Raw genomic sequence first — 23,916 nt, forward strand, 5'->3', positions numbered from 1 at the left:
TTTAAGATCAAAACAAAAAAAAAGTCCTCAAAAGAGGACTTTTATATTTTTAGGAAATTGTAGTTAATTACAATTTAGCAACATGCTTAGTTAATTTAGACTTCAAGTTAGAAGCTTTATTATCATGAATGATGTTCTTTTTAGCTAATTTATCAATCATAGAAATAACAGTTGATAATTTTGAAGAAGCATCAGCTTTATCAGTAGCTAATCTTAATGCTTTAATAGCGTTACGAGTAGTTTTATGTTGATATCTGTTAAGAACTCTTCTTTTTTCGTTACTTCTGATTCTTTTTAATGCTGACTTATGATTTGCCATTTTTTCTTAATTTTAGATGTAATAATTATTATATGTACTAGTTAAAAAAGAAAAACCTCCCACAATTGCAAAACAATCACTTTGGTTTTAACTAATAAAACAAAAATCGAGACACCAATTTTTATTTTATAAAACTTATTCACAACTAATTTTAGTAGTCTGTAAGGGAATCGAACCCCTGTTACCAGGACGAAAGCCTGGAGTCCTAACCCCTAGACGAACAGACCATATCCCTCTAAGTTTTCTTCAATTTATATGAAATTGAAATTGTAGCCCGTAGCGGAATCGAACCGCTCTTACATGGATGAAAACCATGCGTCCTAACCGATAGACGAACGGGCCATTTTACATTAAGTTAAATAACTTGAATCGCAGAAAAAAAGAGTAGCCCGTAGCGGAATCGAACCGCTCTTACATGGATGAAAACCATGCGTCCTAACCGATAGACGAACGGGCCTGCTTCTCTAATGCGGATGCAAAAATACAACTATTTTTAAGATGTACAATACCTGATGCAAAAAAAAATAAAAAATTTTAATATGCCTTCGCAAAAAGCACTCTTTTTGAAGACGGATTACCAGTAAATACACAGGTTCCAGCCTCTTCAACTGCATCCAAAGGAATGCAACGAATCGTAGCTTTTGTCAAATCTTTTATCTTTTCTTCGGTAGCAGCAGTTCCATCCCAATGTGCAGATACAAACCCTCCTTTACCGTCTAAAATTTCTTTAAATTCCTCAAAGCTATTCACTTCCGTAATATGAGTATTACGATAGTCTAATGCTTTATTAAATAAATCTGCCTGAATCTGCTCTAATAAGTCATTAATATAATTTACTATTCCTTCAGCAGAAACAACTTCTTTTGTCAATGTATCGCGTCTGGCAACTTCAAAAGTTCCGTTTTCTAAATCTTTTGGACCAACAGCAATTCTAACAGGAACTCCTTTCAATTCCCATTCAGCAAACTTGAATCCTGGTTTTTGAGTTGTTCTGTCATCATATTTAACCGAAATTTTCAGTTTTCTAAGTTTTACTGTCAAATCATTAACCGCAGCCGTAATCTCTGCCAATTGTTCCTCTGTTTTGTAAATAGGTACAATTACAACTTGTATTGGCGCCAAATTAGGAGGCAACACTAATCCCTGATCATCTGAGTGCGTCATAACCAATGCACCCATCAAACGAGTAGAAACTCCCCAAGAAGTCCCCCAAACATGCTCTTGCTTTCCTTCGGCATTTGCAAATTTCACATCAAATGCTTTTGCAAAGTTTTGTCCTAAAAAGTGAGACGTTCCCGCTTGCAATGCTTTTCCGTCCTGCATTAAAGCTTCAATACAATAAGTTTCGTCAGCACCGGCAAAACGTTCTGTCTCTGTCTTAATCCCTTTTACAACCGGAATTGCCATAAAGTCCTGAACGAAATCAGCATAAACATTCATCATTTTTTCAGACTCCTCAATTGCTTCAGCTTTTGTAGCGTGAGCTGTATGCCCTTCCTGCCATAAAAACTCAGCAGTTCTCAAAAACAAACGCGTACGCATTTCCCAACGCACCACATTTGCCCATTGATTAATTAATAAAGGTAAATCTCTATACGATTGCACCCACCCTTTATAGGTAGACCAAATAATTGCTTCACTTGTTGGTCGAACAATAAGCTCTTCCTCCAACTTAGCGTTTGGGTCAACCATAAGCTTTCCGGGTCTATCCGGATCATTTTTTAATCTATAATGCGTTACAATAGCACATTCTTTTGCAAATCCTTCTGCATTTTTCTCTTCCGCCTCAAACATGCTTTTCGGCACGAATAAAGGAAAGTATGCATTTTGATGTCCTGTTTCTTTAAACATTCTATCTAACTCCGCCTGCATTTTTTCCCAAATAGCATATCCGTAAGGTTTAATAACCATACATCCTCTAACTCCTGAGTTTTCGGCTAGATCTGCTTTTACAACCAGTTCATTATACCATTTCGAATAATCTTCTGATCTTGTAGTGAGGTTCTTACTCATATTGAATAGTTTGGCACAAATTTTGTTTTATTAATTTTAACTAAATAGTTTGACAAAACTAACTATTTTTGTAATGTGCAACAATAAAAAACACGACAGATATGAAAACTTCTATTACTCTTCGTCAAAACTCAAGTCATTTTTACTTAATTGGATTATTGAGTTTTCTACTAGCATCGTGTGGTTCTTACCAAAATACATCATACGCTGACAACGACGGTGTATATGGTAGCTCACAAAGAACGTATGCTCAAAATAACACTGCCAATACAAATAATCAATATAAAGATTACTTTAAATCATTGCAAGACGATAACCAGCCAACTGAAATTTTTACAGACGTTGACAGTTATGGTAATTATGCAGATACCGACAGCACACAAACTACCGCTACAGCTTACCCGGCTTGGGGAAGCAGCAACTCTGAAGTATCCGTTAACGTTTATTCTGATCCAACCTGGTCATTAGGATTTGGTTTTGGATTTGGATATCCTTATTACGGATGGGGCTATGGAGGTTACGGAGGTTACTGGGGCTACCCTGGATATGCTTGGGGATACCCAGGATACTGGGGAGGCGGATGGGGCTACCCAGGTTACTACAGACCTTATTATGGATATAATAACTACTCTTATAATTACGGAAGAAGAGGATCTGCTGCTTATTATGGCGGAAGAAATTATGGCTACAACAGAAATTATACTAATAGAGGAAGCTATAACACAAACAGAAGCTACACTACTAATAGAAACTATACAACGAACAGAAATTATACAACAAACAGATCAAACAGCTTTACTGATTACAGAAGAAGCTCATCCGTAAACGGAAGAACATACAATTCATCCAGTCCTACTTTTACAAACAACAGAAGAGGTTCAAGCGCTCAGTATAATGGCGGTGATTACAGCAACAGAAGATCAAGTAGCACAACTAACTCAAACAGAAGCTACAATTACAATAATGGTAACAGCAGCCCATCCAGAAGCTACTCTCCTAGCCCATCACGCTCTATGAATAGCGGCGGCGGAAGTATGAGATCATCTGGCGGCGGTGGCGGTGGCGGAAGATCGTACGGTGGTGGTGGTGGCGGAAGAAGATAATTTCTTCTACCACGTTTCACAAATCGAAAAATCAAACTTAATCTACCTAAAATGAAAAAAATATTCTTCCTACTTATTACAGGACTAACTGTTAGCGTCTCACATTCTCAAGAAGTATCTGATGCTATTCGTTATGCACAAGACAACATAACCGGAACAGCACGTTTTAGAGCCATGAGTGGTGCATTTGGAGCTGTTGGAGGAGACTTATCTGCTATAACTGTCAATCCTGCAGGATCTGCCATATTCAACAATAATCAGGTTGGAGTAACTTTTAGCAATCAAAACACTAAGAATAACTCTAACTATTTTGAAACACAAACCAGCGACAAAGACAATTCATTTATATTAAACCAAGCCGGAGGTGTTTTTGTTTTCCACGATCATAACCCAAACAACAATTGGAAAAAAATTACAATTGGAGCAACTTACGAAAACACAAAAAACTTTGATAATAATGTTTTTTCAGCAGGAACAAACCCAAATTCTGTAGATTCCTATTTTCTAGAATTTGCAAACTACGGTAACGGAGGAGCGCCGGTGCCGCTTCAAATAATCAACAATAACAACAACGGTTATACCACCACTTATAGAAATTTAGGATCCGACTTTCCTAATGGACAGTACCCAAATCTTTCAGGATATAGTGCTCAACAAGCATATCTAGGTTATCAAGGAAAAATTATTGGTTACGACAACACTACCAATTCTTATACAACAAGAGTTCCTGCCGGAAGAAATTACTATCAGGATAATATAATATCTGAAAGCGGATACAACAGTAAAGTAAGTTTTAATATTGCTACTTCATATAAAGACAGAATTTATTTTGGAGCCAATTTAAACGTTCATGTTCTTGATTACAGACGATCTACAAGTTTTTACGAATCCAATATTAATCCATTGGTAGCAACAGAAACTATATCTAACGCAACTTTCAACAACAATTTATACACTTACGGAAACGGTTTTTCTTTTCAACTTGGTGCTATTGCTAAAGTTACCGAATCATTTCGTCTTGGTTTAGCTTACGAATCAAATACCTGGTATGATCTTTACGACGAAACTTCACAAAGCTTATACACAGTAAGACAAGCTAATAACGGACCTGAAATACCTCAAAATGTAGCTCCAGATGTCGTAAACGTTTACGAACCTTATACCTTACAAACTCCTGGAAAAACAACTTTTAGTGCAGCTTATATATTTGAAAAATCAGGTTTAATTAGTGTTGATTATTCTATTAAAGACTACGGAAACACTAAATACAAACCGACTGGAGATTTTAGAGGAGTCAACAATCAAATTAGCAATGAATTAACTACCAATGGAGAATTAAGAGTTGGTGCCGAATACAAAATAAAACAATTGAGCCTTCGTGGTGGTTATCGTTTTGAAGGAAGTCCATACAAAGACGGAACTACAATTGGAGATTTAAACAGCTACTCTGGAGGTTTAGGATATAATTTTGGAGCAACAAAAATAGACTTAGCTTATTCTTACTTGGAAAGAAAATCAAATCAGAGATTTTTTGACACAGGATTTACCGGTGCCCCAAACATTACATCGAAACTAAACAATGTTTCTTTGACCTTATTATTTGAATTGTAATTAAGAATAAATAGATGAATTGAAATTTCCGTCAGGTGTTACTTGACGGATTTTTTTTTAGCCCCGATGGGAGTGATATCCTTTTTCTTACCTCTTTAGCAAGGAAAAGATATAAGCGATCCCGAAGTTTCGGGAGATTAGCTTCATAAAAAACATCTAAAAGAAAGGGAAACAAGCGGTGTTTGAATAAAAAAGTGTAATTTTGCACTCCAATTTATAAAAGTATGAGAACCAAGTCTTTAAAAAAGAACAAAATTAACGTAATCACTCTTGGGTGTTCGAAAAATGTGTATGACAGTGAAGTGCTTATGGGTCAGCTTCGTGCAAACGGAAAAGAAGTTGAACATGAAGCTCCAGCAGAAAGAGAAGGAAACATTATCGTAATCAACACTTGTGGTTTTATTGACAATGCTAAAGCGGAATCAGTAAACATGATTTTGGAATATGCTGATAAAAAAGACAAAGGATTAGTGGATAAGGTTTTTGTGACTGGATGTTTATCTGAACGCTACAGACCAGACTTAGAAAAAGAAATTCCGAATGTAGATCAATATTTTGGTACAACTGAGTTACCTCAATTATTGAAAGCATTAGGTGCCGACTATAAACATGAATTATTAGGAGAACGTTTGACTACGACTCCAAAAAATTATGCTTACTTAAAAATTGCCGAAGGTTGCGACAGACCTTGCAGTTTTTGTGCTATTCCGCTTATGCGTGGAAAACACGTTTCGCAATCTATTGAAAAATTGGTTAAAGAAGCTGAAGGTTTAGCAAAAAATGGCGTTAAAGAATTGATCTTAATCGCTCAGGATTTAACATATTACGGACTTGATATTTACAAAAAGAGAAATCTTGCTGAGCTTCTTGAAGCTTTGGTAAAAGTTGAAGGTATTGAGTGGATTCGTCTGCATTATGCCTTCCCTACAGGTTTCCCAATGGATGTTTTGGAAGTAATGAAACGTGAACCTAAGATTTGTAATTATATAGATATTCCGTTGCAGCATATTTCAGATTCAATTTTGAAATCTATGCGCCGTGGTACTACTCAGGCCAAAACAACTCAGTTATTGAAAGATTTTCGCGCTGCAGTTCCGGGAATGGCAATCAGAACTACTTTGATCGTTGGTTACCCTGGTGAAACTCAGGAAGATTTTGAGATTTTGAAAGATTTTGTTCAGGAAATGAAATTTGACAGAATGGGTTGTTTTGCTTATTCTCATGAAGAAAACACTCATGCTTACTTATTGGAAGATGATATTCCTGATGATGTTAAACAAGCGAGAGCTAACGAAATAATGGAATTACAATCTCAAATTTCATGGGATTTAAATCAGGAGAAAGTAGGTCAGGTTTTTAAATGTATCATTGACAGAAAAGAAGGTGCTCATTTTGTGGGTAGAACGGAGTTTGATAGCCCTGATGTTGACAACGAGGTTTTGATTGATGCGTCTAAACATTACGTAAAAACTGGTGAATTTGTTAATATAAGAATAATAGAGGCGACAGAATTTGATTTATACGGAGAACCTGCTTAAATTTACGCTAAAGAATTATCAATTTTAGATAAAAATATTTATATGAAACCTACTCAATCTTTTTTTCTTTTGGTTTTTACTATAATCTGTTTCAATTCTGCTTCAGCACAATACGGAAATGGTTATAATAATGGTTACGGTGGTGGTGGTTATGGCAATAATGGCTATGGAAGAGGTGGCGGAATGGGAATGGACCGAAGCATGATGGCTGGTCAGCAACAAAATACGCCTAGTAAACCTAAAGAAATTCCTGCAGAAGAAACAGCCGGTAAAATTGTTGAACAAATGAAACCGGAAGTTAATCTTGATGAACTTCAAGCAATTGCAATTACAAACGTTTTGGCAGATAGCTTGAGAGAACAAGGAATTCTTTTGAAAAATGAAAGTAGCAGTCAGGATCAAAAAATTGAGCAAATTAAAGCTTTAAGAGAAAGCACTACTAAAAAAATAACAGCTTTTTTAAATCCCGATCAAATAGAAAAGTACACCACTTTTATGAGCAGCTTTAAAGAAGTTAAAAAGTCAAAATCAAAAAAGAAAAAGGACAATAAAGATTCAGAAACACAAGAAATAAAAGAAGATTCAGGAGCGGCAAAAATTCAAGAATAATTGTTCGAACCTCATCTTAAAAATCTAAGTAACCATGTCAAAAAAACATTTTTGTTATCTGATTTTAGCAATTACTATTACTTCTTGCTCTACAAATCCTTATAAAAACACTGAAAAAGCTTACGATCAACAGCTTAAAACTTTAGAAAACCAAATTACAAGTAAAGACCCACAGGCAATTCCTCCTATTCCTCCTGTTGTCATAGACACTTCTTATGCATCACAATTAGGGATTGTAAAAGATACTTTATCAAAAACAGGATCTACTTATTTGCAAAATGGCGTAAATACAGAATGGGTTGGTACGGTAAATTTTAATTTAAGAAAACCTAGCTTTATTATTTTGCACCATACGGCGCAAGATTCTATTCAGCAAACCATTAAAACTTTTACCTTAACGAGAACACAAGTAAGTGCTCATTATATTATTTCCGAAAACGGAAAGGTGGTCCAGATGCTGAATGATTATTTAAGAGCATGGCATGCCGGAGCTTCAACTTGGGGTAAAAATACTGATTTGAATTCTTCTTCTATTGGAATTGAGATTGATAATAATGGTTTCAAACCTTTTACAGAAGCACAAATTAGCAGTTTGGTAGCTCTTTTGACCAAATTGAAAAAAGAATACAATATTCCAACTCAAAATATTTTAGGACATTCTGATATTGCTCCTGGCAGAAAACAAGACCCAAGTGCTTTATTTCCCTGGAAAACACTTGCCGAAAAAGGTTTTGGTATCTGGCCGGACGAGGTTCTTGAAGAGGCTCCGTTTGACTTTAAAATTGAACAGGCTTTGAGAATTATTGGCTACAATACTAAGAATCTCTCAGCTGCAATTATGGCTTTTAAATTACATTATATTCAAACTGATGTAACATCTACTTTAGACCGAAAAACTATTGACACGATTTACTCGATCTATAAGAAACAAATTCAGTAAAATATTTCACACAAGATATAACAAACGCATTTCCGGAAAACCAGAAATGCGTTTTTCTTTTACACAATATTCTTGCTTATGTTTCTGTATAAACAATTGTCTATAAGTATAAAAGGTTGGAGATTTGCGTTTATCCCTACAAAAGAAACAAATACTTTTAACCACATAGAAAAAGATGCACACCTGTGCATCTCTACAGTTATGCAGACAGAATCTGGATTTTATAAAAGGTTACCACGAATCACACTAATTTACACTAATACTGCTGTATAGCGCAAAGCGAGAAAAAATTAGCGAAAATCCGTGTAATTCGTAGCAAAAAAAATCTTTTAAATCAATATAATCTGTGGCAAAAAAACAATCCTTTCAAATAAAAAAGCTGCCAAAACATTAGTATGTTTCGACAGCTCCAAAAAAAAAAAAAAATATCAATCTTTATCTCTAGAAAGAGTATGTTGTAGCAATTAACCCAAAGAATGATCCTCCTGTTGGAAGAGCGTCTTTGTCCAGAAAAACATCTTCTGATGCTGCGTCGTATCTGAACTCAGGAATTATTGTTAGTTTTCCAACTTTGTAATTTAACGAAATTGTGTTTGCAAAAACGTTTGTTCCGGCAACTGCTCCTAAACTTGCCGCAGCATCTTTGGCATCAAAATATTCCATTCTGTATGCTAAACTCAAAGATGGCTTGAAAGTATAATTAGCATATCCTACTAATGAAAACCATTCCCCATCTAAAGTACTATCAAAATCATTTTTAGTTTTAGCATAAGTTGCATTAAATCCTAAAGCAAAAGCATCTGTTATTGTTTTTGATGCCACAAAATCGATTTGTGTTTTATTTTCATTAGATGGTACTACTACAGTTCCCGGAGTAGGATTCGTACTTCCTGATGTAAAATTCAAGTAAGCACTTCCCGTTTCTCCCACATATCCAACTTGTCCTATGTATGTTTTTTGAGTAGAACCTGCATCCATTGCTGATTTAAAATCAGTAGGATTTGTTATACCAAACATAGCGGTAAATTTTCCTGATGTGTACTGCGCTTTTACCCCTGTATTAAAGAACGGCCCATATGAAAATGCATATGACATACTGTAGTTTTTGTTTCCTATAGCGTCTAATACTTCATACCCAATGTGTGTCCCAAAACTACCTGCCACTACTTTAAATTCTTCTGTAATTTGATAGGTAAAGAACAATTGTTTTATCAAAAATTTAGAATAAATATCTTTATCTGTTGTTTCATTATATGAAAACTCACCTGCTCTTTTGCCGAATCCTAAGTCTACAAAAACAGAAGCTTTCCCAAAAGTATGACCGGCTTGAATTGACGCCATTCCTAATTCAAATGAATCCTGAGAGTTGGTAAAGCTCGTTAATCCGTTCATTTGTTTTGAAAAATCATATTTATAATAAGCATCTGCTGACCCGCTCCAAGTGGTTGCTGGCGATACTGGTGTTTCAGTATCATCTTGGGCAAAGGCAAAAGAACTCGTTAACATTGCGGCAAAAATGTGTAATACTTTTTTCATTTTTAATTGGTTTTTAGTTATTAATTGATTTTGGTTAGTTAATCTTTTATATATCTATCTAATAGTATAAGTCACTTTTAAAACCTTCACATTCTCCCCTCAAAACCTCTTCATTTTCATTAGCGAATTTATTAACTTTTGTATGAGTAGAACAATTCAAATCTACTTTTTTGCCGTTTTACAGCGAGAATTATGGATTACAAAAATTATTTTAACAATAATCGTGATTTGACATTATAACGGATTTATTTTTGAAAATTCAACAACACGTTTCAAACACAAACTGCTAAAAAAAATCAACATACATCAAAATATATCACACAAACTGCCAAAAAACACACATAAAAAACATTTTAAAAATAAATACCCCTATAAAAAATAGGGGTAACTTAAAAATAAAATAAAATACACAAAAATAACACCTGTAAATACACTTATATAAAAGCAAAAAACAAATCGTTAAAATTCCTACAAAAATAAAAAAATCATTTCGCCAAAATACTAATACATTAATGTGTTGATTTTCTAATTTCAAATCAACTCTTTATAATTAAAACAAAAAAACCTGTTCAGATTCTGAACAGGTTTTTTTGTTTTAATTATGCAGCAATTTTACTCTTTCCTATTATATTTTCTTAAAAACTCACGAACCTTAATTCCTGATTCTTTTAAATCTTCATCTTTCCACTTCCCTTCTGACTTTGCCGATTTCTTTAGGATAGAACACGTTTCGTCTTTATCAGACACAGACCAGGTTATCCAGCTAAGCTTTCTCGCTTCCATCCAATCGATATATTCCTGCCATGCCTTTATATTTAATGGTCCATCGCCGGAAGCTTCCATTCCTGCAGATTCAGAAACAAATATTGGTAAACCGCTTTTTATGGCATCATCTGTTCTGTCTCTTAATTCTTTTCCGTGTGTGGCTGCGTAAAAGTGCATGGTATACATTATATTATCGTATCCTCGAATTGGATCTTCTGCTGCAAGATTAACGTCCTGATCCCAATGTGGCGAACCCACTAAAATGATATTGTTTGGATCGTTTTGTCTGATAACCTTTATTACCTCTTCGGCGTAAGCCTTAACTTCTGACCAGGATTCATAATCAGGTTCATTAAAAACTTCGTAAATTATATTGGGATATTTACTGTACTTTTTAGACATCTCAGCAAAAAAAGCTTTTGCCTCATCCAGATTTATATCATGACTGTGCCAATCTATAATTACATATATATCTGATTTTATTGCTCCATTTACAACTGCTTCGATTTTTTCTTTCGAAAATTGAGGTTCTTTCAGATAAGCCCACTCTCCTAATTCAACACCCATTGCAGCGCGCACTACATTACAATTGAAGTCTTTCTTTAGCCAGCTAACTGCTTTCTCATTATAAAATCTGGACCACATACTATGCCAGCCAAAACTCATCCCTCTTAATACAACCGGATTATTTTCTTTATCTACTAATTGTGTTCCAAGCACTCGTAATTGTCCATGATGTTTTACAAATTGGGCACTCGAAATACAAAACATAAATAATAAGCCAATCGTAAAAATTCTGGTTTTTAATTTCATAACAAACTGTTTTAAGGAATTAATCGTAATGTGATAACATCGTGCGAAGCAATATCGGCAATAAAATTCTTTTTAGTATTTCCGATCTCTTTATTTTTCCAAAGATCTTTTAATTTGAAAATTGCTTTATTGAAATCAGCTTCATAACCAAAATCGACATCCTTAATAATATGCTTCTTCCAATCAAAATTGATTTTCTTGGCAACATCGCTTCTATTTAAAAATGTTATTGCCCAATTTCCATCTGACAAAGGTTTTGCCCAAACTTCCAATCCGTCTTCTGCAGAATATTTAAAACCCTGAATTCCGAGTTTATCCTGATCAATTGCAATTAATTCTTTGTTGGTTAAAATTGCCAACGTTTCTTTTGACATTTTTCTAAAATCATTTCCTGCAATTAATGGTGATGCCATCATGGACCACATTGTAAAATGCGCTTTATCTTCGGTATTTATCATTCCGTCACCTACTTCCATCATATCAAAATCATTCCAATGATCCGGACCGGAATATTTGCGGATATCTTTGCGCATTTCGATAATTTTCATGAATCCCCAAGACGACCAATTTCCTTCTTCATGTTTGAATTCACAATCGAAACATGGGTAAATATCTCCTGAAATTCTCCATAAATTCCCGATAGGTTTTCCCCATTCCCAAGGCTGATTATCGCCCCATTCGCAAAGGCTGAAAACTATGGGTTTTCCTGCTGTTTTAAGTGCACTACTCATTGTAGTATAAGCTTCTTTGGCGGTAATTCCTTGTGTATTACACCAATCGTATTTTAAGAAATCAATTCCAAGTTTGGCATAAAATCTCGCATCCTGATATTCATAGCCTCGTGTTCCCGGATATCCGGCACAAGTTTGAGTTCCGGCGCAATTGTATAAACCAAATTTAAGACCTTTACCGTGTACATAATCTATTACCGCTTTCATTCCGTTTGGAAATTTAACCGGATCAGGAACTAAATCTCCGTTTACATCACGTTCTCTTGTCATCCATCCATCATCCAATACAATATAATTATATCCTGCGGCTGCCATTCCGGATGAAACCATAATGTCTGCGGTTTCCTTTACCAGCTTTTCGTCAATATTGGTTTCAAAAGTATTCCATGAATTCCAACCCATTGGCGGCGTCATTGCAAGACCTTCGAATTTACCGGCTTTTTGTGTGTGCGTATTTCCTTGGCTAAAGCCAAAACTTGATATACTTACTGCAAACAATAGTAGTACTGCTTTTTTCATTTTATTCTATTTTGATATTTTGCTTTATTATTTTTTTTTAATCTGCTGCAGCAAACTAATATATTTTTAAAATTATAAAAAACTCCATACCGATATCTCGACATGGAGTCCTTTTTTATTAAAGAACAAATTTTAATTCACCACTAAATTTTTCGTTTTTACAATTCCGTTTGGATACGTTACCTGAACCACATACATTCCGGCCGTTAATGATGCTCCAACCGATGATTTAAGTGAATAAGCTGTACTTGAATTTAACAATGAAAAGGTTGTCATCAAAATACCTGAACTATTAAAAACTTTGCAAGTTCCAGTAAATGCAGGAGTAATCGCCGAAGAAACTATGGTTATGTAACCATTACTATACGGATTTGGCGAAACTGTAAACTCATAATTTGTTCCGGGAGCATTATTTGCGCATCCTGTTAAATTTAAAGGAACCGAATTTCCATAAGCTGTAACAGTTACTGAATTAGATAAACAGCCCGATGATGATGTTGTACTTGTCAGGTCATATAAAAAATAAGATTCTCCGTTTAATGGTAATTTCAATTCGAATACATTTTTAGAAGTCTGCGTAATGACAATACTTGCATCTGCAATTCTAGGCGCAATAGTATAGTTGGTATAAGGACTTGGATTTGGAATTGGTGTAACATTAAGTGTTATAATATGATATTGTGTTGTACAATAATCGTTTGTTTTTGTAACGTTGTAATTAGGCGTAGTTGGTGGCGTTGGTGTAACAAAATAAAAATTTGGAGTTTGCGCAACAACAACACCTGCTAAATAAAATGTTGCAAAAATATAATCCGGAGTCGTAATTAAATTCCCTGGTTTTACTACTACTTTATTAAGCGTTTTAGGAGCCGGATCTCCTGAAAAAGTGATTCCGGAACCAGAACTGGCAGACCAAATAACCGAGTCATAACTATTTACATCCGGTGCATTAAGAATACGATAATAAGGACTACTCGATATACAATAAGGATTAAGTCCGTCAATTGTTTGAGCTTGTCCAACCGAAATCATCAAAAGAAAAAAACCAGATAATAAAAAGAATTTTCTTTTTATTGAACCAACATTCAAAATGTAATTGTTTTTCATAATTATGTTTTTTTTGTGTTAAAATAAAAGTTATATGTAAATTTAAACATCCATTTTACACACATTCAATACTATTTTATTAAAACACAATACTATATCGTCAATTTAAGAAAGAATTTTCTTTAATAAAAAACTCCATTCCGAAATACCGAAATGGAGTTTTTACATTACTAATTAAAATTCACTATTCTGCTTTTAACATGAAACCAATATTGTCTATATAAAAGGTATTTGGTAAACCATCTCCTTTAGCAGTTGCTGTTTGGTTTTGAAATGTAATATTTTGAACTCGATCAGAGCTGCTGAACATTGACCACGGAAGATAGAATGTTTTCCACTCTGTAGTTACACTCAATGTAGGCGATTTATCACTCCAATCTCCATTAAATACCAATCTCACTTTTCCTTCGGCTTTTGCTTTAATCGCTACACGTATTCCTGAATAAGGCGCAAGCTTATCAAACCATCCCCAGTTTCCTTGTAAACTTCCCCATGCATCCATATCTTTTGCAATGTAAGTTGTTCCTTGTTCTGCTTTACCATCAGTTACGTAAGTAAAATTATTCCATGCTGGAAAATCTAATCCATAATAAGAAACATCATCAAATATTGCAGTTCCTACACCATAAGGAGAATTTATTCCGCCAGAAACATTGGCTACATTAAGATATCTCAGATCTGCATTTTCAGGCAACTTGATAACTATTTTTTCTAATGTAGACGAAACCACAGTAACGGGAATTGCTGCCTGAGTTTTTGTTTCTGCAAGAGTAACAATCGGATTTAAAAAGTACTTTCCGGTTATTGTTACTTCTTGTCCCGCTGTAGCATTTATAGGGAAAAACTGAGCAATCGTTGGTACTGGCGGTGCTACAACTAAATCAAAAATAGCTGTTCCTTTTTGTGTAACAACTTTTAACTTATTTGAAACATTTGCATAAGGAGTATTTTCATCTACTAATATAATGATATCTGTATCTGTTACAAAAGCTGGTTTGAAGTAGGTATCAAAATCGTTAAAGTAAACCTTTGTTGTAGTAAGCAACCCTTTACCATGAATCACATAATAGTTTTTTGGATCTACTAAAGTAACCGGTGTTAATGGTTTAAGATTACCATCGATATCATAACCAGAAGGCATTACAGACTCTATAACTGGTCCTCCCGCAGAAGCTGAAGCACTATCATCATTTGAACAGGAGCTAAAAAACATTAAAGACAACATCCATGTCATACATGCTGTTAACGAAACAATTTTTATATTTTTCATATTTTTATTTTTAAAAATTATTTAAAAGCATACGGAGCTACTTCTTTCAATTTTGGATTTTTAATCAAATCATCTGCAGGATAAGGCAACAAAAGGTTTGTTGCAGAAATTGAAATGTGTTTTTCAACTTCTCTATTTCCTCTGTTTTGTGCTTCTAATATTGCTTTAGCCTGACTAAATGGTAAACGTCCTAAATCAAAATAATAATCACCTTCACAAGCTAGTTCAGCACGTCTTTCTCTAAGTATATCATCAAAAGAAATTGTTGCTTTTTCAGGAACACCAGCTCTTCTGCGAACTGCATTAAATGACTTTAAGGCATTTGGATCTGAGGTACTTCCGGATTGCGAACCTAAGATTGCTTCGGCATGTATCAATAATAACTCTGCATAACGCATCATATAACTGTTCATACTGCTTTCTCCATTAAATGGAGGATTAAATGGTCCTGTAATTGGTAAATTTTCTTTTCCGATTACATACTTTTTCAATCCTGCACCAGATTTCTGAGCTTCATTTGCGATAGCAAACGTATATCCTAAAATCAATGGAGAATCTACATCAAGCGTTTGTGCATAAGTTAAATTTGGATAAAAATCTCCAGGCAGCATAAAAGTTTCTTTTCTTCTTTTATCGCCATCTTCATAAACATTTTTAATTAAATCTTGCGATGGCGCTATCTGACCGGAATAAGTTGTTTCAACCAATCTGTTTTCAGGAGCAAATAATGTGTTTGAAAAATTTCCATCAAAATAACCTCCAGCACCGTTCCATTGCCATGAAAAGATAGACTCTTCATTATTATTATTTTTTTGAAGCCATAAGTCAGCAAAAGATTTAGTCGGTAATTCATCACCACCCAATAATTTAAATTCTCCGCTATTGATTACATCCTGAGCCATCGCTCTTGCAAGCTCATATTTTTTCTCATATAAATATACTTTAGCCAAAAGCGCTTTTGCAGATCCACTTGAAACGTGAGCATTTGCAGCATAATTTGAACCTCTGCTTTTAGTTCTTAAATTGGCAATTGCAAATTTTAAATCGTTTTCTATAAACTTATAAACGTCTTCTGTAGGATTACTTGGAATTACATAATTCAGAGAATAATCGGCATTGTTTTCAATAATTGGCACATTTCCCCATAATCTCACCAAGAAGAAATAAGAGAATGCTCTAATAAAATGAGACTCTCCCAAAGCGTTATTTAAAGCTTCTTTAGTCACATTTGGACCAACATTTTGAGGCAAACTATTAATATAAGCGTTAGAATTTGCAACAGCGCCATAACAAGATCTCCAGGCATCTGAAATAAAAGACTGTGAATTGGTAAAACTCAAATCTGTAAATTTTCCAAAATCATTATAAACATCCGCATACATATTGCCGGAAATCACATCAGTAATACCATAAAAAGCAGATTTATTCATATTAAACCATACCAAACCATACAATCCATTTGTAGCATTATCAAGTTTCACATCAGAGTCGTAATAATTACCAATAGTAGGTGTCCCTTCTGCAGGCACATCTATGAAATCCTGAGAACAAGAAGATGACATTAGTAATACAAGTGTCATAGCAATAGCACCGCTTCTTTTTATTATATTTTTCATATTAATTCGTATTAAAATTCAACATTAAAACCAAAAGTAATTTGTCTAGGCACCGGATAACGTCCATTATCAACTCCTGATAATAATGCATCCTGGTTGTAAGAACCTACTTCTGGATCATAACCTGTATATTTTGTAAAAGTGAATAGGTTTTGTCCCGAGGCATAAATTCTTAATCTTGATAATTTTAGTTGTGAAATCATATCAGATGGCAAAGAATACCCTAAGGTTACGTTTTGAATTCTTAAATAAGACCCATCTTCTATAAAACGCGTCGATACTGCATTATTGATATTATCATAAGAGGATGGTCTAGGCAAAGAACCATTTATATTTGATGCTGAATAAAAATCTGATGCTTCTGTCAAGTAATTTGTCCCCATATTACTGTTTAATGTTCCGGACATACGCGTTAAATTCATTAACTTATTTCCTGCTGTTCCCTGAACAAAAATTGATAAATCGACATTTTTGTATTTGAAATTATTTGTGAATCCGTAAGTAAATTTTGGATTTGGATTTCCAATCGCTTTCAAGTCATTTAAGTCAATAACACCATCGTTATTTTGATCTTTATAAATCACATCTCCTTTTTCGAAATTTGGCATTAAGGAATTGGTTCCGTTTTTCAAGACAACTTTATTACCTGCAGTATCAGTATGACCGTATTTTGTTAAATCAGCATCAGTTCTATAAATACCTACAGCCTCATATCCAATAAATTCACCAATTGGCATACCTTCCTGAGTTCTGGATACCGTTACAGTATTATAAGCAAGCGTACCCATTGTTTTCACAATATTTAATCCTGCCATATTAGTAACCTCATTTACATATTTAGTAATATTCAAACTACTGTTCCATGAAAAATTATCTGAGAATTTTTCTGTATAACCAACTGTAAACTCAATACCTTTATTACGCATACTTCCAAGATTAAAAGAAGGAGGATTTACACCACCTTCATAATCGCCACCTCCTGAAAGGTAATTTGGCAAAGGAACCTGATACAAGAAATCTTTAGAAACTTTTTTATAAACATCTATTGAAGCATTAAGTTTAGACTTGAACATTGTAAAATCAAGACCTAAGTTAGTCTGATCCTGAGTTTCCCATTTCAACTTTTTATTTGGTGTATTTGATGGCAAATAAGAAGTCCCCATTGAACTATTCACTATATGCAGGTTAGAATCAAACAAATTGTTTCCAATCTGATTGTTTCCTGTTTGTCCCCAACCTACTCTTAATTTAATATTATCAACGTATTTCTTAGTACCTTCCATAAAGGCCTCATTAGAAAGTTTCCAGGAACCGCTTGCAGAACTAAAAACACCCCATTTGTTTCCGTAGAAAAATTTTGAAGACCCATCAGTTCTTATCGAAGCAGAAACGCTGTATTTATCCCCAAAATCATAAACTGCCCTTCCCAAATAAGAAGCAAGAGTTTGAGTTCCAGAATAAACACCACTAGTAACCGCCTTAGGCAAATCAGATGCTGCAAGAGATTTATCGCCATTATCTTTATATCCTTCTCCAGTTATTGTATACCCTTGCCAGTGTGCTCTGTTTGCTTCTTGCACAGCCAAAATTGTAAAATTATGTTTACCAATTGTATTTCTATAAGTAAGCATGTTTTTTAAGTTCCATGAATTACCCGAAGATGGATTGTAATACAAATTAGCATAACTTTTTACCGCATTTCCTAAAGAATACATAGGATCAAATCGCTGTCCTAAATTGTCATACATATATCCACCAGCTTCAAAACGATATTCCAGACCTTTGAATAAATCTACTTGAGTATAGAAATTCCCTGAATAGTTTTTTCTAACCAAAGTATTAGAACCTAATAAAGAAGTTGCAACAGGATTCACAAACGAAGTATTACCTCCAGAAGGCGGTCCCGAAAAAGCACCGGACAATTCTCTTACTGCAACATCAGGAGTTGCCAACAAAGATGTAGCGACAACACCATTAAACTGACCATTCAAAGTCAACTTCTCATCTGTAAGAGCTCCACTGATATTAACACCAACTTTAATGAATTTGTTTACTCTGGCATCAATATTGGCTCTAACATTATATCTTTTAAATCCTGATTCGATTACAATACCATCCTGATTTAAAACACCACCGGAAATGTAATAATTGATTCCTTCTTTTCCACCTGAAAAAGACAACTGATTTGAAGTCATAATTCCAGTTTCATAAATTGCATCCTGCCAATCTGTTCCTTTTCCTAAAAGTTCGGGATGAGCAAATTCAGGACGCTTTGATGAAGGATCGTAAACATCTGCCAAAGCATTTTGATGAATTGCATATTGCTGCAAATTCATAGAAGGCAATTTTTTAGGCAAATTACTTATCGAATAAGAATTTTCGAAACTTAATTTTCCTGTTCCTTTTTTACCAGATTTTGTAGTAACAATTACAACCCCGTTCGCTCCACGAGAACCATAAATTGCAGTAGCCGAAGCATCTTTCAAAATATCTATAGACTCAATATCACTAGGATTAATAAGGGCTAAAGGGCTTTGTGTAATATTACCATTGTTAGAAAAATTGCTATTTCCCTGCGCATTTCTTCCAGATGTAGACGAGTTACGGGCATCTCCGGATATTGGCACACCATCAATTACATACAAAGGCTCATTCGTACCTGTTAAAGACGAAACTCCTCTAATCCTAACAGAAACGTTACTTCCCGGTTCACCTGAGTTGCTGTTTACAACAACCCCCGCAGCTTTACCCTGCATCATCTGGTCGAATGAAGCGACCTTTAAATTCTCGATGTCTTTTGAGCCAATACTGGAAATAGCGCTATTTACATCCTTTCTTTTTTGAGTTCCGTAACCAATTACAACAACATCTTTTAAGTCCTCAACATTAGATCTTAAAACTACATTAATAGTCTTTTTTCCGTCAACGGCTATTTTTTGTGAATTAAAACCAATAAACGTGAATACCAATGTTGCATTTGCAGGAGCATCAATTGTATATTTTCCGTCAAAATCAGTAGAAGCAGTTGTTTTTTGTCCTACAACTGTAATATTTGCTCCGGGAATAGATAATCCTTTTTCATCGGCAACAGTTCCTGATACCTTAACCTGAGCCGTAATGGAACTGCAAGTCAGCAACAAAAATAAAATCAAAGGAACAGTGCTGTGGTTAGCATTCCAATGAATGAAGTTAGTCAGTAGTTTTTTCATAGTAAATGTTTGGTTAGTTTAAATTTGTTTTATTCATAATTCAAGTCATAAAAAAGGATGCATTTATTTCTCTTAAATTATTTAACAAATCTATAACACAAGAAAACATTAAATCGATAGTATTATATCATTTGATGATAATATTTTTACTATATCACTTTAAAAAAACATATATAAAAATAAAAGCTATAAAAAATTACATTATTCGCAATCACCATCCTATAAACCACTAAGAATTATAAATTAAAATTAACGAATCATCGAAAAAGCAATCGATTTCGTTAAAAATAATATTTGTTTGTGCAAAAAAAGTATCATTATAAAATACGTTTTAACCCAGAAAAATCTTCTCTATATTGACTAGGCGTACAGTTTTTAGTAGCTTTAAAACTACGATTGAAGTTTGCAATATTATTAAAGCCAGATTTAAAAGCCACCTCAGACACACTCATATCCTTTTCTACAAGCCAGCGGGCAGCATATCCAATACGGATATCATTAATATAATTCACAAAAGTTTTCCCCGTACGTTTTTTAATAAACCTATTAAAAGAAATAATAGACATACTCGCAACATTTGCTACATCTTCTAAAGTGATTTTTTCGGCAAAATGTTTTTGTACATATTCATAAACTAACTTCATTTTATCATAATCATCAAACGTATCATAATCTACCGTATAAGTCGAAAGCAAACGTTGGTTTCTGGAATTTGCCAGATCATATAATAAAGAAGTAATTTCCAAAAAATAATCCATTCCGTCTAATTTAGAAAGACTTACAAGTCTTGGAGTTAATTCTTCGGCCACTTTTTTCGAAAATAAAACACCGTGAATAGATCTGTTAAACATATCCCGAATAGGATTCATAATACGTCTTGACAATAAAGATTCATGAAATAAATCGTTATGAAACTGAATCGTTATTTCGTGGATTTTTTTGCTCGTGCATTTATTCAATTCCCAACCGTGGTATAAATTTGGCCCAATCAAAACCAATTCAACATTATCAATTTCTTCAATATTATCCCCCACAACACGCTTCACACCTTTCCCGTTTAAAATAAAATTGATCTCAAATTCCGGATGATAATGCACCGGAAAATCAAAGCTATCTTTTACTCTGTCGAACACTAAAAAACTATCTCCGGCTGACAGCGGAGCGATTTCTCTATAAAAAATTTTAGAACTACTCATCTTTAAAACGGTTTTATGAAGTGATATTAGATTTTTTTGTTTGCAATAATATGATATATAATTGATAAAATAATATTAATTAGACGATAAACATCCGATTATCTTTGAAAAATAGAATTATCAATTTTATAAAAACAGCATTGATAATAAACATTAATCATTTTTAATACAATATGTTTTTATAGTTTTGATAATTTTAATCTAAAAATGGTATCGAATTTTCGATTGACAAATCAGCCCTTTTTAAACCCTTATCATTTTACAAAAGTGTAGTTATTACACTGATAAACAAGCGCATTCGCAATGAAAAAAAACATAATAACGCTAATTACAGCCCTATTTATAGCAACTTCTTGTTCTGCAAAGCCTATTATTAGTAATACTAATTTGTCACTTTCAGATAAAAAAGCAACACCCGAGACAGTTTCTTTATATAAAAAACTGATTCAGTTGAGCCAAAAAGGATACCTATTTGGACATCAGGATGATCTTGCTTATGGTGTAAACTGGAGATACGAAGACGGTCGCAGCGATGTAAAAGATGTTGTTGGAGATTATCCTGGTGTCTATGGCTGGGATTTAGCAGGTTTAGAAAAAGACAGTCCTACTAATATAGACGGAATTCCATTTACAAAAATGAAGCAATACATTGAGGAAAGCCACGAAAGAGGCGGAATCACAACCATTAGTTGGCATTTTGATAATCCTGCAACCGGAAAAAGTGCCTGGGATAACGTCCCTAATTCACTTAAAACAGTTTTACCGGGCGGAGAAAACAATAAAAAATTTACCATTTGGTTAGACAAAGCAGCCAATTATCTCTTATCCTTAAAAGATAAAAAAGGAAAAAATATTCCCGTTCTTTTTAGACCTTATCACGAGCTTACCGGAGGTTGGTTTTGGTGGGGAAAAGGAAATTGTACTCCCGAAGAATTTAAAGAAGTATGGAAATTCACTTTTGATTACTTGCAGAAAAAAGGCGTTCACAACCTAATTTACATTTATAATACAAGCAGTTTCAACTCAAAAGAAGATTTTCTGGCTAATTATCCCGGTGATGATTATGCCGATATTTTAAGTTTTGATTCTTATCAGAATAATGATGATAAAGAAGGTAAAAAGTTTGTTGAAGAAGTGCAAAACCAGCTTAAGATTATAAATGAGCTTGGAGCAAAACAACACAAATTAATAGCCATTGCCGAAGCAGGTTACGAAGCAATTCCAGATCCAAAATGGTGGACAGGAACTCTGGATAAAGCGATTGGAGATTATAAAATATCTTATATTTTATTGTGGAGAAATCACGGCTGGCAGGAAAAAGAAAAAAAGATGCATTACTACGCGCCATATTCCGGTCAGGTAAGCGAGAAAGATTTTATTGATTTTTATAATTTGGATAAAACGCTATTTGAAAAAGATATTAAAAAAAATTAAATACATAAAACATAGATTTTTCACCTAAAAAAGGAAACTAACAGAAATACATTTCTTCCCCCATAGAAATGCTAATGTGAATTCCAAATTAGTGAAACGTCTCTTTTGATTTTGCAAAATCTATGTTTCTATGTGTTAAAACAATTAATTTACTAATTACGCAAAATCTAAACCACAACCTTTAAAAAAAGCCAAATGCACGACAAAATTAGTTTAAAAGAAAAAATAGGTTACGGCCTTGGAGACGCCGCATCATCCATGTTCTGGAAAATTTTCAGCATGTATCTTCTATTTTTCTACACCGATGTTTTCGGATTGGCGCCTGCTGTAGTAGGAACCATGTTTTTGATTACCCGAATTTGGGATTCTTGTTTTGACCCAATTGTTGGAATCATTGCTGACCGAACAAAAAGTAAATGGGGAAAATTCAGACCTTATTTATTATGGATTGCCGTGCCTTTTGCCGTGATTGGAGTTTTGACTTTTTATACACCGGACTTTGATGAAAAAGGAAAAATAATCTACGCTTACGTAACCTATTCAGCTATGATGATGATATATTCGTTAATCAATGTGCCGTATGCATCACTTTTGGGCGTTATGTCATCTGACAGAAAAGAAAGAACCACATTATCTTCTTATAGAATGGTTTTTGCTTTTGGCGGAAGTTTACTAGCGCTTTGGCTAATAGAACCTTTAGTAAATTACTTCGGCGGAAGCTTAAATTCTAAAACAGGCTGGTTAGCTACAATCTCTGTTTTTGGAGTAATTACAACTGCTTTTTTCTGGGGCTGTTTTTTCTTTACTAAAGAAAGGGTTAAACCAATTTCAGACGAAAAAAATAACTTAAAAGAAGATTTAAATGACCTACTAAAAAATAAACCCTGGTGGATTTTATTAGGTGCCGGAATTGGAGCTTTAGTTTTCAATTCAATCCGTGATGGTGCCGCGGTTTATTACTTTAAATATTATGTAAGCAGCAGTGTAAACTTCGATTTTTCTCTTTTTGGAACCGATTTTCATATGACACCAACTTCCATTTATTTGGTTCTGGGACAAGCAGCCAATATTATTGGAGTTATAGCTGCAACGCCAATCGCGAACAGAATCGGGAAAAAGAAAACTTTTTTTGGCGCCATGACTTTAGCCGCTATACTGAGTTTGATTTTCTATTTCTTCGGAAAAGAAGATGTTTTCCTGATCATGAGTTTTCAGGTTTTAATCAGCATTTGTGCCGGCTGCATCTTCCCGTTAATCTGGTCGATGTATGCAGATAGCGCTGATTACTCAGAATGGAAACAAGGGCGCAGAGCAACGGGATTAGTTTTCTCAGCATCATCAATGTCACAAAAATTTGGATGGACAATTGGTGGCGCAGGAACCGGATGGCTTTTAGGTTATTATGGTTTTCAGGCAAATGTGGAGCAAACGGCAGTAACTCAAAACGGAATTCAATTAATGCTAAGTATTCTTCCTGCAATTGCAGCCATAATATCAGTTCTATTCATTTTGTTTTATCCTTTGTCCGAAGAAAAACTTCAAATAATAGAACAAGATTTAGACGAAAAACGAGACCAGAGCAATTAA

General features: G+C 34.2%; 17 protein-coding genes and 3 tRNA genes. 7 read left to right on the top strand and 13 right to left on the bottom strand.

Going from position 1 to position 23,916, the window contains the following annotated elements; genetic code table 11:
- Window positions 1-67: 67 nt before the first annotated feature.
- From rpsT to proS, 5 genes are all read right to left on the bottom strand, one after another.
- Entirely contained in the window at window positions 68-319 is a 252-nt protein-coding gene (gene rpsT / locus CHB81_RS04700; RefSeq protein WP_017495211.1) for a 30S ribosomal protein S20, read from the bottom strand.
- A 155-nt stretch (window positions 320-474) separates the two neighbouring features.
- A tRNA-Glu gene (locus CHB81_RS04705) sits at window positions 475-546 on the bottom strand.
- Between the two features lie 43 nt (window positions 547-589).
- Window positions 590-661 (bottom strand) — tRNA-Glu (locus tag CHB81_RS04710).
- Window positions 662-704: 43 nt separating this feature from the next.
- A tRNA-Glu gene (locus tag CHB81_RS04715) sits at window positions 705-776 on the bottom strand.
- 77 nt (window positions 777-853) lie between these two features.
- Window positions 854-2,332: a proline--tRNA ligase gene (gene proS / locus CHB81_RS04720; RefSeq protein ID WP_089350739.1), complete on the bottom strand. Its 1,479-nt coding sequence runs from the start codon at window positions 2,330-2,332 to the stop codon at window positions 854-856.
- Between the two features lie 101 nt (window positions 2,333-2,433).
- Between proS and CHB81_RS04725 the strand changes: the two genes are divergently transcribed.
- From CHB81_RS04725 to CHB81_RS04745, 5 genes are all read left to right on the top strand, one after another.
- Complete coding sequence (locus tag CHB81_RS04725; protein WP_089350740.1) at window positions 2,434-3,435, top strand: hypothetical protein; 1,002 nt, start codon at window positions 2,434-2,436, stop codon at window positions 3,433-3,435.
- Between the two features lie 51 nt (window positions 3,436-3,486).
- The gene (locus tag CHB81_RS04730; protein ID WP_089350741.1) at window positions 3,487-5,046 is read left to right on the top strand and encodes an OmpP1/FadL family transporter; all 1,560 of its coding nucleotides are present in this window, start codon (window positions 3,487-3,489) and stop codon (window positions 5,044-5,046) included.
- A 224-nt stretch (window positions 5,047-5,270) separates the two neighbouring features.
- Complete coding sequence (rimO, locus tag CHB81_RS04735; protein WP_089350742.1) at window positions 5,271-6,584, top strand: 30S ribosomal protein S12 methylthiotransferase RimO; 1,314 nt, start codon at window positions 5,271-5,273, stop codon at window positions 6,582-6,584.
- Between the two features lie 42 nt (window positions 6,585-6,626).
- On the top strand, window positions 6,627-7,193 hold the full coding sequence (locus CHB81_RS04740; protein WP_089350743.1) for a hypothetical protein: 567 nt from the start codon (window positions 6,627-6,629) through the stop codon (window positions 7,191-7,193).
- A 34-nt stretch (window positions 7,194-7,227) separates the two neighbouring features.
- A complete protein-coding gene (locus CHB81_RS04745; RefSeq protein ID WP_089350744.1) occupies window positions 7,228-8,133 on the top strand; it encodes an N-acetylmuramoyl-L-alanine amidase in 906 nt (301 codons plus the stop codon).
- A 441-nt stretch (window positions 8,134-8,574) separates the two neighbouring features.
- On the opposite strand, the gene CHB81_RS04755 is transcribed toward CHB81_RS04745, so the two are convergent.
- From CHB81_RS04755 to CHB81_RS04790, 8 genes are all read right to left on the bottom strand, one after another.
- Complete coding sequence (locus CHB81_RS04755) at window positions 8,575-9,669, bottom strand: outer membrane beta-barrel protein (RefSeq protein ID WP_089350746.1); 1,095 nt, start codon at window positions 9,667-9,669, stop codon at window positions 8,575-8,577.
- Window positions 9,670-10,281: 612 nt separating this feature from the next.
- Window positions 10,282-11,247, bottom strand: coding sequence for a glycoside hydrolase family 5 protein (locus CHB81_RS04760; protein ID WP_089350747.1), 966 nt, complete (start codon window positions 11,245-11,247; stop codon window positions 10,282-10,284).
- A gap of 11 nt (window positions 11,248-11,258) precedes the next feature.
- Entirely contained in the window at window positions 11,259-12,497 is a 1,239-nt protein-coding gene (locus CHB81_RS04765) for a glycoside hydrolase family 27 protein (protein WP_089350748.1), read from the bottom strand.
- Window positions 12,498-12,629: 132 nt separating this feature from the next.
- Window positions 12,630-13,604, bottom strand: a complete 975-nt coding sequence (locus CHB81_RS04770) for a T9SS type A sorting domain-containing protein (RefSeq protein WP_089350749.1) — start codon at window positions 13,602-13,604, stop codon at window positions 12,630-12,632.
- Between the two features lie 184 nt (window positions 13,605-13,788).
- On the bottom strand, window positions 13,789-14,874 hold the full coding sequence (locus CHB81_RS04775) for a hypothetical protein (RefSeq protein WP_089350750.1): 1,086 nt from the start codon (window positions 14,872-14,874) through the stop codon (window positions 13,789-13,791).
- Window positions 14,875-14,891: 17 nt separating this feature from the next.
- Window positions 14,892-16,490 (bottom strand): RagB/SusD family nutrient uptake outer membrane protein, encoded by a 1,599-nt coding sequence (locus CHB81_RS04780; protein ID WP_089350751.1) that lies wholly within the window; start codon window positions 16,488-16,490, stop codon window positions 14,892-14,894.
- 11 nt (window positions 16,491-16,501) lie between these two features.
- Window positions 16,502-19,699: a TonB-dependent receptor gene (locus CHB81_RS04785; RefSeq protein ID WP_089350752.1), complete on the bottom strand. Its 3,198-nt coding sequence runs from the start codon at window positions 19,697-19,699 to the stop codon at window positions 16,502-16,504.
- 317 nt (window positions 19,700-20,016) lie between these two features.
- Window positions 20,017-20,895, bottom strand: a complete 879-nt coding sequence (locus tag CHB81_RS04790; protein ID WP_089350753.1) for an AraC family transcriptional regulator — start codon at window positions 20,893-20,895, stop codon at window positions 20,017-20,019.
- Window positions 20,896-21,198: 303 nt separating this feature from the next.
- On the opposite strand from CHB81_RS04790, the gene CHB81_RS04795 reads away from it, so the two are divergent.
- A complete protein-coding gene (locus tag CHB81_RS04795) occupies window positions 21,199-22,329 on the top strand; it encodes a glycoside hydrolase family 26 protein (RefSeq protein WP_089350754.1) in 1,131 nt (376 codons plus the stop codon).
- A 195-nt stretch (window positions 22,330-22,524) separates the two neighbouring features.
- Window positions 22,525-23,916 (top strand): MFS transporter, encoded by a 1,392-nt coding sequence (locus CHB81_RS04800; protein ID WP_089350755.1) that lies wholly within the window; start codon window positions 22,525-22,527, stop codon window positions 23,914-23,916.

It is taken from the genome of Flavobacterium sp. ov086 (assembly GCF_900187965.1).
GTDB lineage: Bacteria > Bacteroidota > Bacteroidia > Flavobacteriales > Flavobacteriaceae > Flavobacterium.

Bases quoted from the DNA above. Each gene is read 5' to 3' on its own strand.
- rpsT (WP_017495211.1), bottom strand. From the start codon at position 319: ATGGCAAATCATAAGTCAGCATTAAAAAGAATCAGAAGTAACGAAAAA.
- proS (WP_089350739.1), bottom strand. From the start codon at position 2,332: ATGAGTAAGAACCTCACTACAAGATCAGAAGATTATTCGAAATGGTAT.
- CHB81_RS04725 (WP_089350740.1), top strand. From the start codon at position 2,434: ATGAAAACTTCTATTACTCTTCGTCAAAACTCAAGTCATTTTTACTTA.
- CHB81_RS04730 (WP_089350741.1), top strand. From the start codon at position 3,487: ATGAAAAAAATATTCTTCCTACTTATTACAGGACTAACTGTTAGCGTC.
- rimO (WP_089350742.1), top strand. From the start codon at position 5,271: ATGAGAACCAAGTCTTTAAAAAAGAACAAAATTAACGTAATCACTCTT.
- CHB81_RS04740 (WP_089350743.1), top strand. From the start codon at position 6,627: ATGAAACCTACTCAATCTTTTTTTCTTTTGGTTTTTACTATAATCTGT.
- CHB81_RS04745 (WP_089350744.1), top strand. From the start codon at position 7,228: ATGTCAAAAAAACATTTTTGTTATCTGATTTTAGCAATTACTATTACT.
- CHB81_RS04755 (WP_089350746.1), bottom strand. From the start codon at position 9,669: ATGAAAAAAGTATTACACATTTTTGCCGCAATGTTAACGAGTTCTTTT.
- CHB81_RS04760 (WP_089350747.1), bottom strand. From the start codon at position 11,247: ATGAAATTAAAAACCAGAATTTTTACGATTGGCTTATTATTTATGTTT.
- CHB81_RS04765 (WP_089350748.1), bottom strand. From the start codon at position 12,497: ATGAAAAAAGCAGTACTACTATTGTTTGCAGTAAGTATATCAAGTTTT.
- CHB81_RS04770 (WP_089350749.1), bottom strand. From the start codon at position 13,604: ATGAAAAACAATTACATTTTGAATGTTGGTTCAATAAAAAGAAAATTC.
- CHB81_RS04775 (WP_089350750.1), bottom strand. From the start codon at position 14,874: ATGAAAAATATAAAAATTGTTTCGTTAACAGCATGTATGACATGGATG.
- CHB81_RS04780 (WP_089350751.1), bottom strand. From the start codon at position 16,490: ATGAAAAATATAATAAAAAGAAGCGGTGCTATTGCTATGACACTTGTA.
- CHB81_RS04785 (WP_089350752.1), bottom strand. From the start codon at position 19,699: ATGAAAAAACTACTGACTAACTTCATTCATTGGAATGCTAACCACAGC.
- CHB81_RS04790 (WP_089350753.1), bottom strand. From the start codon at position 20,895: ATGAGTAGTTCTAAAATTTTTTATAGAGAAATCGCTCCGCTGTCAGCC.
- CHB81_RS04795 (WP_089350754.1), top strand. From the start codon at position 21,199: ATGAAAAAAAACATAATAACGCTAATTACAGCCCTATTTATAGCAACT.
- CHB81_RS04800 (WP_089350755.1), top strand. From the start codon at position 22,525: ATGCACGACAAAATTAGTTTAAAAGAAAAAATAGGTTACGGCCTTGGA.